Source organism: Streptococcus sanguinis (genome assembly GCF_013343115.1).
GTDB classification, from domain to species: domain Bacteria; phylum Bacillota; class Bacilli; order Lactobacillales; family Streptococcaceae; genus Streptococcus; species Streptococcus sanguinis_H.
Window position 1 is genome coordinate 1 of record NZ_CP054570.1, and the last position, 13859, is coordinate 13859.

Sequence of the window (13859 nt, forward strand, 5' to 3'; positions counted from 1 at the left end):
CTGCAGCCTTTATCAAGCAGGCTCAGTTAGTATGGGTAAGCGGTTTTTAGTGCCCAAAACCTATGGCCAAGGTCGGAATGAATATTTTGTGGATTATGATGAAAGCCACCTGCAAAAGAGCTCTTTTGCCTTATGGAGCCGATGAGCGAAGAGGCTGTGGAGAAGACGGAGATTGATCTGATTCATGTGCCGGGTGTGGTCTTCAATTCTCAAGGCTTTCGGATTGGTTACGGCGGCGGCTACTATGACCGTTATCTGGTTGATTTTGCTGGAGCGTCTATCAGCAGCATCTATAGTTTTTTCAACAGTCTGATTTTGAACCCGATTATCACGATATAGCAGTAAAGGAAGTGTTGACTTATGAACTACATCTATGATAAAAATATCCTGTGACCAGTATTTTGCTATTTTGACAACACTTGTCTTTGTGGGATGCTTATTTTACGTGGCTTTTCTTATGCTGAAGCACAAACGGTCTTTGAATTTGGAGCAGTGTATTCTCCAACTATTATCATGAATCCATTCAGATATGGCGCCTCTTTTCTGCTATCTTTGTGCATATTGGCTTGGAGCACTTTGTGGTAAATGTTATTACTCTTTATTTTATTGGACGGCAGGCAGAAGATATTTTTGGCTCGCGAAATTTCTTTCTGCTTTATATGATGTCAGGCCTGATGGGAAATATCTTTGTCTTCTTTTTCAGTCCGGATACTCTGTCAGCAGGAGCCTCTACAGCCTTGTTTGGACTTTTTGCCTCTATCGTGACCTTGCAATATGTCGTTCGCGACAGCTATATTCAGCAGCTGGGGCAGTCTTATATGACCTTGATTGTGGTCAATATCATCTTTAGTTTCATGCCTGGCATCAGTCTGGCTGGGCATTTGGGTGGTTTGATTGGTGGTATACTCTGCGCGGTCATTCTTCTGTCAAAAGCTCAAGCAATGCCTTTAAACCTACTCAGCGCTGGCTAGTCCTATTTGGTTATCTAGCCTTGGCTGCCCTCTGATTTTTCTTGGCTTTCATCATTCCTTGATTTAATGAATCTTTAGAAAATAACTGATGAAATATCAAAAAAGAGGTTGGGAACCTCTTTTTTATAGCTAAAATTTTATTTTCAAAGTTAGTTGTTTGAATCAATTATTTTTTACTTTGTTTTTTCTCTAACGTATGACCCAAGTCAATGATATACTGCTTCAAGGAGTCTTTGACCTGCGGATGCTTGAGGGCGTAGTCGATAGAAGTCTTCATAAAGCCGAACTTGTCACCGACATCATAGCGATCGCCCTTAAATTCGCGAGCGAACACGCGCTGCGTCTTGTTAAGAGTATCAATCGCATCGGTCAGCTGAATCTCATTTCCAGCACCTGGTGCTTGCTTTTCCAAGATTTCAAAAATTTCTGGTGTCAGCAGGTAACGGCCGATAATAGCCAAATCACTCGGTGCATCCTCAGGTTTTGGCTTTCGACGAAAGTTTCTACGCTGTAGAGACCTTTGACACCTTCACCTTGAGGGCAATCACACCATAAGAGGAAACTTCATCATGAGGCACCTGCATGACAGCGATGGTAGAAGCATGAGTAGCTTCGTAGTCATCAATCAATTGCTTGGTCAGCGGCACAGCCTTATCATTGGTGATGTCCATGAGATCATCGCCCAGCATGACAACGAAAGGCTCGTTTCCTACGAAAGCCTTAGCTTGAAGGACAGCATCTCCAGTCCGCGCGGATGGCTCTGACGGATAAAGTGCAGACCGATACCAGTGGTTTCATCGACCAATTTGAGCAAGTCGTCTTTACCCTTTTCTTTGAGGTTGTATTCCAATTCAAAGTTTGAGTCAAAGTGGTCTTCGATGGAGCGTTTTGACTTACCTGTGACAACTAGAATATCTTCAATTCCAGATTTGAGAGCTTCCTCAACGATAAACTGGATGGTTGGCTTGTCAACGATTGGCAACATTTCCTTGGCCAGTGCTTTAGTAGCTGGCAGGAAGCGGGTTCCGAGACCAGCTGCAGGGATGACGGCTTTCTTAACTTTTGACATAATTATTTCCTTTCTATTAGAACGAAGTCCATTCGTTCTCAGCCTTGAATTCATTGTTCATGATTTCATAAATGGCATCTTTGATATTACAATTTTGATAAATAACCTTGTAAATAGCCTGGGTAATCGGCATATAAACATCCAGCTCCTGGGCCAGTTCATAGGCAGCCTTGGTGGTGGAAATCCTTCGATAACCATGCCCATATTGGCTTCAATATCAGATAATTTCTCGCCGCGTCCTAGAGCATTGCCGGCCCGCCAGTTGCGGGAGTGGACAGAGGTCCCTGTGACAATCAGGTCACCGACACCAGATAGACCGCTGTAGGTTAGAGGTTGGCTCCTAACTTGACACCTAGACGCGTGATTTCGGCCAGACCGCGTGTGATAATAGCTGCCTTGGCGTATCACCATAGCCTAAGTCCATGGAGAGCACCAGCTCCAACTGCGATGATGTTTTTCAGAGCGCCTGCAGTCTCTACTCCGATGACATCGGTGTTGGTGTAGAGGCGGAAGTAGTGATTGCTGAAGAGCTCCTGCACATACTTAGCTGTTTCTAGGTCTTAGAAGCAGCAGTAATTAGGGTAATATCGCGTACAATGGTTTCCTCAGCATGGCTGGGACCTGAGACGACGACAATCTGTGGCGTAGCTCTGCAGGGATTTCTTCTTCTAGGATAGTTGAAATCCGTTCGTGAGTATTGGGCTCCAGTCCTTGGAGGCTGCATGATTTCACCTGTGGTCTAGAGCCTGGGCTACTTGTTGGCTACCAGACGGTACCTTGGTCGGCACGACAAAAAGCACGGCATCCGCATCTTTTAAAGCTTCTTCTAGGTCATGATAAGCCTTGATCTTTTCGTCCAGTACAATATCTTTGAAATAGCGTTTATGGTGTGTTCGTCGTTGATTTCGTTGATTTGCTCAGCGATATTTCCCCAAATACGAACCTCATGTCCGTTGTCATTTAGCACTTGTGATAAGGCCGTTCCCCAAGAACCAGGACCAATCACAGCAACTCGTTGTTTATCCATATCTTCTCCTTATGATGAAATTCCGAGTCTGAATTTAAATCGGTTTTAGAGTCTATATCTCATTTACCATATAATATAAGAAATTTCTTGCTTGACATTGTTTTTATCTATGATATAGTAAGGAAACTAAGCCAAATATGAAAAAAGTAGGAGGAAGCATGTTTTTAAAAGTCTATTACGGTATAATGGTATGCCCTGAGTTCGCTTTTGATGACCTCGCTGATGATTGCCAGCTCACTTTTGCTGCCTTGGTTTTAAAGCACATCTTAGATGCTCTGCAGGAGCAAAATAGCCAGACCATCTACAGTATGGGCGGCTGGCTGATTGGCATCGGTTTTGTTGGACTGGTGGCAGGAGGATTAATGTGACCTTGGCGGCTTACATTGCCCAGCTGTTTCATCAGATCTCCGTGAGGAGACTTTCCGCAAGATTCAGACCTTTCTTATGCCAATATCGAGGAATTCAACGCTGGAAATCTAGTCGTGCGGATGACGAATGACATCAATCAGATTCAAAATGTGACTATGATGCTCTTTCAAATTCTTCTTCGATGCCCATCCTTTTATTGGTTCAGTCATCCTGGCCATTGTGACCATGCCCTCTCTCTGGTGGATTATCTTCTTACTGATTGTGCTCATAGCTGGTTTAACGGCTGTCATGATGGGATGATGGGCCTCGTTTTAAGAAATTCCAGACTCTTTGGATAAGATCAATGCCATTGCCAAAGAAAATCTTCGTGGTGTGCGAGTGGTCAAATCCTTCGTTCGGGAGGAAGACCAGTTTATAAGTTCAGTCAGGTGTCTGATGAGCTTTTATCAGAAATCTCTACATTGGCTATGCATTTTCAATCATTGAGCCGCTGATGATGTTGGTTGGCTACAGTTCAGTTTACTTGGCTATCTGGACTCTATCTGGCATGATTCAGGCGGAACCAGGCCTGGTCAGCTCTATCGCTTCTTTATCGGTTATCTGAGTCAGATTATTTCACCATCATTATGGTTGGCTTCTTGGGAAATGGCGTGACGAGGGGATCATTTCTATCCGTCGGATCAAGGAGGTATTGGCGACGGAGCCAGCCATGACTTTCCCAGACTCGCCAGATGAAGAACTAGAAGGCAGCCTCAGCTTTGAGCATGTGACTTTTTCCTATCCCAATGATGACGATCCAATGCTAAAGGATATCAGCTTTGAGGTTGAGCCGGGGCAAATGATTGGCGTTGTCGGTGCGACAGGCGCTGGGAAATCTACCTTGGCCCAGCTGATTCCCCGTCTTTTTGACCCGCAGGAAGGTTCTGTCAAGATTGGCGGCCGAGATTTGCGAGAGCTTAGTCAGGGAACTCTTCGCAAAAATGTTTCTATCGTGCTGCAGCGGGCGCTTCTATTTAGCGGGACCATTGCGGATAATCTCCGTCAGGGCAAGCTCAACGCTTCGCTGCCTGAAATGGAGCGGGCGGCTCGTATTGCCCAAGCCAGTGAATTTATCAGCCGTATGGAAGAGAGTTTTGACAGTGCAGTGGAGGAGCGTGGCAGCAACTTCTCTGGCGGTCAGAAGCAGCGGATGTCGATTGCCAGAGGTGTTGTCAACAATCCCAATATTTTGATTTTAGATGATTCGACCTCAGCCTTGGATGCCAAGTCAGAAAAGCTGGTTCAAGAAGCCTTGAACAAGGAGCTGCAAGGAACGACAACGATTATCATTGCTCAAAAGATTAGCTCCGTCGTTCATGCAGATAAGATTCTGGTCTTGGATCAAGGACGGCTGATTGGCCAAGGGACGCATGCGGAATTGGTCACCACTAACGATGTTTACCGTGAAATCTACGAAACTCAGAAAGGAAAGGAGGACTAAGATGCGGACGATTGCATTTTTTGGCAATATTTTAAGCGTTACAAATTATCCTTTGTCGTTGTCCTTTTGATGATGATAACAGCGACTGTTTTTCAGGTCCTTTTTCCGGTTTATGTCGGTCAGGCTGTTCAGCATTTGGTTGAGTTGGACGGGCTTTGCGGAGAAGGGTGAGACTGATCAGATTCTGTCAACTTTTGGCAGCGTCATGGGCAGTGTATTGGTGTCCTTTGTCTGCCTGTCTGTTTCCAGCTTGATTTACATGGTTTTGATGACCCGAGTTATTGCCCATTCGACCAATGAGATGCGCAAGGGCCTGTTTGGCAAGCTGTCCAAGATGACAGTTGCTTTCTTGACCGCCATCAGGATGGAGACATTCTGTCGCGCTTTACCAGCGACTTGGACAATATCCTGCAGGCTCTAAACGAGAGTATGATCCAGGTTATGAGCAATGCCTTACTCTATCTGGGCCTCGTGATTATCATGTTTGTTCAAAATGCTAGATTGGCCTGGATAACGGTAGCTAGCACGCCGGTTGCTTTTCTTCTTCTAGTGGTCATTGTTAGGCTGGCTCGGAAATACACCAATCTTCAGCAAAAAGAAGTCGGTCGCCTCAATGCTTATATGGACGAGACCATTTCCGGTCAGAAGGCTGTTATCGTTCAGGGAATGCAGGAGGAGGTCATCAAAGGTTTCATTGAGCAGAATGACCGCGTACGCTCGGCAACCTTTAAAGGACGGACCTTTTCAGGGCTTCTCTTCCCTATCATGAACGGGATGAATTTGATTAATACAGCCATTGTTATTTTTGTTGGTTCAGCTGTCTTACTGAGCGACCCTAATGTTGAAACGGCTGTTGCAGTTGGCCTGATTACCACTTTCACTCAGTTCTCTCAGCAGTATTATCAGCCTATCATCCAGATTGCGGCCAGCTGGGGCAGTTTGCAGTTGGCCTTTACAGGGGCTGACCGGATTCAGGAGATGTTTGATGCGCCGGAGGAAGTCCGGCCGGAGAATGCCCCTGCTTTCACAGAGCTCACAGACTCCGTGGATATCAAGCATGTGGACTTCTCTTATGTTGAAGGCAAGCCCATTCTCAAAGACGTGTCTATCTTAGCCCCTAAGGGCAAGATGACGGCTGTTGTTGGCCCTACTGGTTCAGGTAAGACGACCATTATGAACCTGCTCAATCGCTTTTATGATGTGGATAGTGGCAGCATTGAGTTTGACGGTCGCGACATTCGTGACTATGAGCTGGACAGCTTACGGAGTCATGTGGGCATTGTCTTGCAGGATTCGGTGCTCTTTAGCGGTACGATTCGGGACAATATCCGATTCGGTGTGCCGGATGCCAGTCAGGAGATGGTAGAAACGGCTGCGCGTGCGACCCATATTCATGACTATATTGAAAGTCTGCCAGACAAATACGATACTCTGGTAGATGATGACCAGAATATTTTCTCAACTGGGCAGAAACAGCTGATTTCCATCGCTAGAACTTTGCTGACTGATCCGCAAGTCTTGATTTTGGACGAAGCGACTTCCAATGTCGATACGGTGACGGAGAGCAAGATTCAGCAAGCCATGGAAGCCGTTGTGGCTGGCCGAACTAGCTTTGTCATTGCTCACCGCCTCAAGACAATTCTCAATGCCGACCAGATTATCGTCCTCAAAGACGGAGAGGTTATCGAACAGGGCGATCATCACCAGCTCCTTAAACTCGGTGGCTTCTACTCAGAGCTCTATCACAACCAGTTTGTCTTTGAGTAGCTGGTTGGTTTTGCAGCTGGATAATCAGCCAGGCTTTTAAAATATTAAATAGAAAATTTAAAAAATCCAGCAGGTTTCTTTTCCTGCTGGATTTTAATTAACATCAAAGTAGTGATTATTTCACATGTTTAGCCAGATCTTCTTGGGCCTTTTTATTGGATTCCTCTTTTTCTTTTTTCCACTTTTCTTGGACCTTTTGATAGTCTTTAGTCGTGACAATCTCATCACTGATTTCCACGTATTTATGGTAGTTGGCATCTTTTGTACCTGTCTGAGCATAAGAGTTGGTAAATGGCACAATCCGAGAAATGAACGGTGCTGCTCCTCTGCTGCTCATAGTTGGCACAACGAGGGCACTATCTGTCAGCCATGCTTGAGCTGCAGCATATTTTTCATAACGCTTGTCAACATCTTGTGTTTCGTTTCCGGCCTCTTCGATCAGCTTGCTGTACTCATCCAGTCCTACAGCTTTAGCAGCAGCATTGTCTTTGTCTTCAAATCCAAGGTAGGTTCTGGTCTGAGTGCTGTTACCTGGCACTAAAATGTCCAGGTAAGTAGATGGATCTTGGTAGTCTGGCTCCCAGCCAACGAGACCGTTGATATCCCAGTCTTCCTGGCTAGCAGCTTCAGCATTGAAGGTGATGTTTAGTGCTTCGTCCTCAGCCAGCATCTGTAGGTCTACAGAGACATTGTCCTTTCCTAAAGCCTCTTCTAGTGACTGTTTCAGAGATTGCATGCGGTTGACGAAGTTAGTAGAATTCTGAGCGACAGGAACGTCTAGATGGATTGGGAATTGTACGCCTTCATCTGCAAGAGCCTGCTTGGCTTTGGCAAATTCCGCTTTGGCTTTGTCAGTATTGTGGAGACCGTCTTGGCCGTCATCCAGCTTGATACCTTTCCACTCGTCACCATAGGAAGCTAGTGATTCTTCGACCAGAGTGCCAAATTCCTTGCCATTGGCTTGTACGAAGGTTGGCGGAACAAAGAGATTACGGACAGCTGGCTTGGCTGCATCTTCTCCGTTGACCTGAGCTGAATAGCTTTCGCGGTTAAGGGCAAAGGCTAGAGCTTGGCGGAAGTCTTTGTTCAGCAGAGCTTTTTTGGTAGCTTCTTTTTGTTCATCGCTGGTTTTAGAAGTATGGTTATAACTTTGACGGTCAATGTTAAAGCTGATTAGACCGACACCCGCTCCTGCTTCTGTCATGAAGATATTATCTTTGTATTTCTCAGCGATTGAGGAATAACTGGAAGTGGCTGGGTAGAGTCTTGCCAAACTGTAGCCGCCATCTCCGAAGGTCCGCGCTAATGAATCTTGGTCAGAACCATCGTAGTAAGATAGTTTGACGCCATCAATCTTAACCTTGTCCTTATCCCAGTAGTTAGGGTTCTTCTCAAATTCGACAGAGGATTTAGAAGTAATGGATTTCATGATAAATGGACCGTTATACAGAATGGAGTCGGCTTTGGTTGCCTGACCGAATTCCTTGCCTTGCTTTTCTAGGAAGGCCTCGTTGACCGGCATCATAACACCTGATGTTGTTTTAGAGTTCCAGTAGGTTTCAGGCTTGTTGAGTGTATATTGAACCGTATGATCGTCCAGTGCCTTAACTCCAACAGCTGAAAAGTCCTTGTTGGTACCAGCTGCATATTCACTCAGTCCCTTGATGGAATCTTGGATAAGAGGGAGGGCGTCTGATTTGATATCAGCAGCATGTTTGATACCTGTTACAAAGTCCTGAGCCGTGACATCTGCGTATTCTTCGCCATCAGCGGTATACCACTTGGCATCTTTGCGCAGCTTATAGGTATAGACGAGACCATCTGGAGAGACTGTCCAATCTTCTGCGATAGACGGAGCTAAGTTTCCATATTTATCATTTTCCAGCAAGCCGTCTACACCATTTGTAGTCAGCTCGTGGGTAGACACCTTTGCTGACTGGATGTAGTCCAAAGTCGTTGGATCAGACGTAAAGACATAGCTGTAGATTTTTTTGCTGGATTGGGAACTTCCGCCTCCAGAGCAAGCTGTAAGTAAGCCGACAGAGAGCAGAGTGAGCCCTGCGGCAAGAAGAATATTTGATTTTCTCATAGGGACCTCCAAGTCATGAGTTTTTACACTGCTTATTATAACAAATTTCTGTCAAAAGTAAATAATTTTCTGATAATTCTGAAATGTTTTTCTAAATTTTAAAAAAGAGATTTATAGTGTTGCATATTCTGATAAAAAATTTTTATAACCAGCTTTAAAAAAATCTATTGGACGGCTTCGCAGAGGAGTGGTAAGATATACTATATCAAATAAGGGGGAATCACGGTATGTGCAGAACAATTGTTGGAATTTCAGCCAATCTTTGTCCAGTAGATGAAGCTGGAAAAAATATTCACACCTCTGTTTCACGCAAGTTTGTGGACGGCGTACGAATGGTTGGTGGCCTGCCGATGGTGATTCCCGTCGGGGATAAAAGTTTAGTTCAGGATTATGTAGAAACGATTGACAAGCTGATTTTATCAGGCGGGCAAAATGTTCACCCACAGTTTTATGGGGAAGAAAAGACCATTGACAGCGATGATTACAATATTGTCCGCGATGAGTTTGAGTTGGCTCTCTTGAAAGAAGCTCTGCGCCAAAACAAGCCTGTCATGGCTATTTGCCGCGGTCTGCAGTTGGTCAATGTTGCTTTTGGCGGCACTCTCAATCAGCATATCGAAAATCACTGGCAGGGCTTGCCATTTGGTACTTCGCACTCCATTCGTACGGAGAAAGACAGCGTTGTGGAGCGTTTGTTTGGTCAGGCTAGCCAGATTAATTCGGTCCATCGCCAAAGCATCAAAGACTTGGCGCCTAATTTCCGCGCGACAGCTTTTGATCCCAGAGACAATACCATCGAAGCGATTGAATCGGTTGACAATCATCGTATCATAGGTCTTCAATGGCATCCGGAGTTTTTAATAAACGAAGAAAAGGGCAATTTGGAGCTATTTCAGTACCTCTTGCAAGAGCTGTAAAAATTATTTTATTTTTTTAAGTTACTTTTAGGAAAATTTAAGATAAGTGTTCTATACTAAGACTATAAACAAAGACCTCCTAACTTTGTTTAGAAATCCTAAAACTTTTCTTTTTCATAATAATCTCCCTATAAGAACCGCCCAATTGGCGGTTTTTTTGCTTGTTTTTTGCGAATTTAGTATAATAGGGACAGCAAAAATAGAAAAGAGAAATACATGAAAATTCGCGGATTCGAGCTGGTTTCCAGCTTTACAAATGAAGATTTGTTGCCCAAGAGAGAGACGGCTCACGCAGCTGGCTACGATTTGAAAGTGGCAGAGCGCACCCTCATTGCGCCAGGGGAGATTAAGCTGGTTCCGACTGGTGTCAAGGCCTATATGCAGCCGGGCGAGGTGCTCTATCTTTACGACCGCTCGTCCAATCCTCGTAAAAAAGGTCTGGTTTTGATTAACTCCGTTGGGGTCATTGATGGCGACTACTATGGTAATCCTGGAAACGAAGGCCATATCTTTGCCCAAATGAAGAATATCACGGATCAGGAAGTCGTCCTTGAAGTTGGCGAACGTGTAGTGCAGGCTGTCTTTGCATCATTTCTGATTGCTGATGGAGATGAAGCGGAAGGTGTGCGGACCGGCGGATTTGGGTCGACAGGACATTAGTATGAAAATCATTTTTATCCGTCACGGAGAGTCAGATTATTCATTTTTGGAAGAGGCTGGCTATACTGGATTTGGACTAGATTTGGCTCCCTTGTCGGCTGCTGGTCGTCAGATGGCGACAGAGGCAGCTGCTAATCCTTTGCTGGAACAGGCGGAAATTCTGATTTCCTCTTCTGTGACGCGGGCTTTGGAGACGGCTTCCTATCTGATTCGAAACCGCCAACTGCCGCTTTTTGTGGAGCCTTTTCTACATGAATGGCAGGTATACGAGAGTGGGATAGAAAAGTTTGAGCAGGCTCGGAAGTTATTTTTTGAGAATAATGGTTCTCTTCCTGCAGGAAGTCCTGTCCGGTATGAGACAGCTGAGCAGATGAAAGCCCGCTTTTTGCGTACCTTAAGCAAATACAGAGACTACGAGACGGTAGCTCTTGTAGCCCATCGCATGCTCATCCGCCAGTTTGTGGCTGATCAGCAGATTGATTTTTGCCAGTTTGTTGAATGTGAATTGAAGTTTTAATGTTTCGTTGTAAAAAGAATCTTAATAAAAGGATTTTGAGATAGAAGAAAATATGAAAGAATTTAAGAACAAGGACTATGCAACAGAAATTCGTCAGAAAATTCCAGGCTATGATGTGATGCTAGATGTGATTTTCCGAGGAGTATTGCTTAGGTTAGCACCCGGTTTAAAAGTCGATAAGGTGTTAGCTTTGGCAAGCCAGACGGATGAGCTGAATGGTTTGGCATCCTTATTTCCTAAGGCAGGGGTGACGGTTGTGGAGCCAAGTGAGGCGATGCTACAAGAGCTTAAAAGTCAGGTTCATCTGCCTCAAGCGGAGTATCTTAATAGTCGGTTTGAAGAAGCAGTGCTGCCTTCTGCTTATCAGATTTGTTCTTGCTTGCTAGTATTGCAGTTTGTTGAAAATCCCAGCTTATTTCTTCGAAAAATTTATGACTCTTTAAGTGAAGGTGGCCTTCTGATTCTTAGCTTTTTTTCCAACCAGCAACTGGGCTATTGGAAAACACTTGCTTCAGAGCTAGGAGCTAATCAGCAACAAGTTCAGCGTACTTATGAGAATCAAGCTGGTTTGATGAATTCCCTCTCGCCTCAAGAAGTTGCGGACATGCTGGAAGAGGCTGGCTTTACTAATATAGAGCAGGTGTGTCAGGTCTTATCTACTTTTGTTTGGATTATTAGAAAATAAGGAGAATCACCATCGTTAAGAAAAAAACGACCTTTGTCTGTCAAAATTGTGAATATCATTCGCCCAAGTACCTAGGCCGCTGTCCTAACTGTGGCTCTTGGTCTTCTTTCGTTGAGGAAGTAGAGGCTGCAGAGGTCAAGCATGCCCGTGTTTCCTTGACAGGCGAAAAGACCCGGCCCATGAAGCTGGCTGAGGTCACTTCGATTGATGTCAATCGGACCAAGACGGAAATGGACGAGTTCAACCGTGTGCTGGGTGGTGGCGTAGTGCCTGGTAGTCTGGTTCTGATTGGCGGGGATCCCGGTATCGGGAAATCCACCCTGCTTCTGCAAGTATCCACCCAGCTTTCCCACCAGGGCATCGTCCTATATGTCAGTGGGGAGGAATCAGCTGAGCAGATTAAGTTGCGGGCGGAGCGTCTCGGTGATATTGACAGTGAATTTTATCTTTACGCCGAGACCAATATGCAAAATATCCGCACAGAGATTGAGAAAATCAAGCCAGATTTTCTGATTATTGACTCTATACAGACGGTGGTGTCACCGGAAATTTCCAGTGTTCAAGGTTCTGTTTCTCAGGTTCGAGAGGTAACGGCTGAGCTCATGCAGCTGGCCAAGACCAATAATATCGCAACCTTTATCGTTGGTCACATGACCAAGGAAGGAACCTTAGCTGGTCCCCGAACACTAGAGCACATGGTGGACACCGTGCTTTATTTTGAGGGTGAACGTCAGCATACTTTCCGTATCTTGAGAGCCGTCAAGAACCGCTTTGGCTCAACCAATGAGATTGGCATTTTTGAAATGCAGTCTGGTGGGCTAGTTGAGGTTGTCAATCCAAGTGAAGTCTTTCTAGAAGAGCGTCTGGATGGCGCGACAGGTTCGTCTATTGTCGTGACCATGGAAGGGACGCGGCCGATTTTGGCAGAGGTGCAGGCTTTGGTGACACCAACCATGTTCGGCAATGCTAAGCGGACCACAACTGGACTGGACTTTAACCGAGCCAGCCTCATCATGGCGGTTCTGGAAAAACGGGCAGGGCTCCTCCTGCAAAATCAAGACGCCTACCTCAAATCAGCCGGCGGCGTCAAGCTAGATGAGCCAGCCATTGATTTGGCGGTGGCGGTAGCCATTGCTTCCAGCTACAAGGATTTACCTACCAATCCCCAAGAGTGCTTTATCGGTGAAATTGGCCTGACTGGCGAAATCCGACGGGTCAACCGCATCGAGCAGCGCATCAACGAAGCAGCAAAGCTGGGCTTCACCAAAGTCTACGCTCCTAAAAACTCTCTGAACGGCCTCAAAGTTCCAGACAATATCCAAGTCATCGGTGTGACGACGATTGGGGAAGTCTTAAAGAAAGTATTTTCTTGATTAAAGTAGTATTGCGAAAAGTTGTTGTGCGTGCTATAATATTGCTAGAAAAAATAGGATTTATCTGGAATTTCCTATAAGTTGTTTTTCCAGATTTTTTAGGAGGATAATCAACCATGGTAGATCATCGTATGAATGTTTCTATTACCAACAATGCTCAATTTCCCTTGGCGGAGATTGCCTTAGATGTATCAGAGTCTGTTCGTATTCAGACTGGGAGCATGATATACCACACTCCCAATGTTGTCCTGAATGCTAAAGTGAATGCAGAGTCTCAATCAATCTTTGGCAAGGCAATCCAAGCTGTAGGACGTTCTATGGCTTCTGGCGAAGGAGTGTTTATCACTGAAGCAACTGCTCAATCAAATAACGGTCGTCTAGCCTTAGCACCTAATGTACCTGGTCAGATTGTTGCTCTAGAACTAGGCGAAAAGCAATACCGCCTTAATGATGGGGCTTTTCTGGCTATGGATGGCTCTGCCTCTTATACTTTGGAGACGCAGTCGGTAGGTCGAGCTCTCTTTGGTGGTCAAGGAGGCTTTTATGTGATGAGTACCCAAGGTCAGGGGACACTTTTGGTAAATTCCTTTGGCTCGATTCAAAAGGTAGAGTTGCATAATGATAGGATAACGATTGACAATGCCCACGTAGTAGCATGGAGCCGAGAGTTGGAATATGATATTCATTTAGAAAATGGTTTATGGCAGTCCATGGGGACTGGCGAAGGAGTAGTTAATACCTTTCATGGAACTGGGGAAATTTACATCCAAAGTCTCAATATTGAAACCTTTGCAAATGTTCTTCGTCCACATCTACACATTGATAATTCTTGAAAATTTCTAGGAGAGACTCAGGCAGTCTCTTCTTTTTTGATGCTTCAGTTTTCCTTTGTTCAAAATGTAGGAAAATGTTATAATCAAGTCATAATAAGAAGG

7 protein-coding genes and 6 pseudogenes are annotated in these 13859 nt (G+C 45.1%); 10 read left to right on the top strand and 3 right to left on the bottom strand.

The window, feature by feature from the left end; translation table 11 throughout:
• Positions 1-2: 2 nt before the first annotated feature.
• Positions 3-377, top strand: a pseudogene (locus FOC72_RS00005) (5-formyltetrahydrofolate cyclo-ligase); the annotation flags it as partial.
• Positions 361-1038: pseudogene (locus FOC72_RS00010) on the top strand (rhomboid family protein). The pseudogenes FOC72_RS00005 and FOC72_RS00010, both read left to right, overlap by 17 nt.
• 99 nt (positions 1039-1137) lie before the next feature.
• Here the strand turns inward: FOC72_RS00010 and galU are convergent.
• Positions 1138-2040 (bottom strand): annotated as a pseudogene (gene galU / locus FOC72_RS00015) (UTP--glucose-1-phosphate uridylyltransferase GalU).
• Positions 2041-2056: 16 nt separating this feature from the next.
• Positions 2057-3067, bottom strand: a pseudogene (locus FOC72_RS00020) (NAD(P)H-dependent glycerol-3-phosphate dehydrogenase).
• A 210-nt stretch (positions 3068-3277) separates the two neighbouring features.
• Between FOC72_RS00020 and FOC72_RS00025 the strand changes: the two are divergent.
• Together FOC72_RS00025 and FOC72_RS00030 are read left to right on the top strand one after the other, a co-directional pair.
• A pseudogene (locus FOC72_RS00025) lies at positions 3278-4916 on the top strand (ABC transporter ATP-binding protein).
• A gap of 1 nt (position 4917) precedes the next feature.
• Positions 4918-6683 (top strand): annotated as a pseudogene (locus tag FOC72_RS00030) (ABC transporter ATP-binding protein).
• A 115-nt stretch (positions 6684-6798) separates the two neighbouring features.
• Here FOC72_RS00030 and FOC72_RS00035 read toward each other — a convergent pair.
• Positions 6799-8772 (bottom strand): peptide ABC transporter substrate-binding protein, encoded by a 1974-nt coding sequence (locus tag FOC72_RS00035; RefSeq protein WP_002893950.1) that lies wholly within the window; start codon positions 8770-8772, stop codon positions 6799-6801.
• A gap of 227 nt (positions 8773-8999) precedes the next feature.
• Between FOC72_RS00035 and FOC72_RS00040 the strand changes: the two genes are divergently transcribed.
• The 6 genes from FOC72_RS00040 to FOC72_RS00065 all read left to right on the top strand — a co-directional run bounded on the left by FOC72_RS00040 (position 9000) and on the right by FOC72_RS00065 (position 13757).
• Positions 9000-9689, top strand: coding sequence for a gamma-glutamyl-gamma-aminobutyrate hydrolase family protein (locus tag FOC72_RS00040; RefSeq protein ID WP_002893948.1), 690 nt, complete (start codon positions 9000-9002; stop codon positions 9687-9689).
• Between the two features lie 216 nt (positions 9690-9905).
• A complete protein-coding gene (locus FOC72_RS00045; RefSeq protein ID WP_002893947.1) occupies positions 9906-10349 on the top strand; it encodes a dUTP diphosphatase in 444 nt (147 codons plus the stop codon).
• Between the two features lies 1 nt (position 10350).
• On the top strand, positions 10351-10866 hold the full coding sequence (locus tag FOC72_RS00050; RefSeq protein ID WP_002893946.1) for a histidine phosphatase family protein: 516 nt from the start codon (positions 10351-10353) through the stop codon (positions 10864-10866).
• A 52-nt stretch (positions 10867-10918) separates the two neighbouring features.
• Complete coding sequence (locus FOC72_RS00055) at positions 10919-11551, top strand: class I SAM-dependent methyltransferase (protein WP_002893945.1); 633 nt, start codon at positions 10919-10921, stop codon at positions 11549-11551.
• Between the two features lie 5 nt (positions 11552-11556).
• Complete coding sequence (gene radA / locus FOC72_RS00060) at positions 11557-12924, top strand: DNA repair protein RadA (RefSeq protein ID WP_080557372.1); 1368 nt, start codon at positions 11557-11559, stop codon at positions 12922-12924.
• A gap of 116 nt (positions 12925-13040) precedes the next feature.
• Positions 13041-13757, top strand: coding sequence for a TIGR00266 family protein (locus tag FOC72_RS00065; RefSeq protein ID WP_002893943.1), 717 nt, complete (start codon positions 13041-13043; stop codon positions 13755-13757).
• Positions 13758-13859 lie beyond the last annotated feature (102 nt).

Excerpts from the sequence above, each read along its gene's own strand:
- FOC72_RS00035 (WP_002893950.1), bottom strand. The coding sequence starts at position 8,772 with ATGAGAAAATCAAATATTCTTCTTGCCGCAGGGCTCACTCTGCTCTCT.
- FOC72_RS00040 (WP_002893948.1), top strand. The coding sequence starts at position 9,000 with ATGTGCAGAACAATTGTTGGAATTTCAGCCAATCTTTGTCCAGTAGAT.
- FOC72_RS00045 (WP_002893947.1), top strand. The coding sequence starts at position 9,906 with ATGAAAATTCGCGGATTCGAGCTGGTTTCCAGCTTTACAAATGAAGAT.
- FOC72_RS00050 (WP_002893946.1), top strand. The coding sequence starts at position 10,351 with ATGAAAATCATTTTTATCCGTCACGGAGAGTCAGATTATTCATTTTTG.
- FOC72_RS00055 (WP_002893945.1), top strand. The coding sequence starts at position 10,919 with ATGAAAGAATTTAAGAACAAGGACTATGCAACAGAAATTCGTCAGAAA.
- FOC72_RS00065 (WP_002893943.1), top strand. The coding sequence starts at position 13,041 with ATGGTAGATCATCGTATGAATGTTTCTATTACCAACAATGCTCAATTT.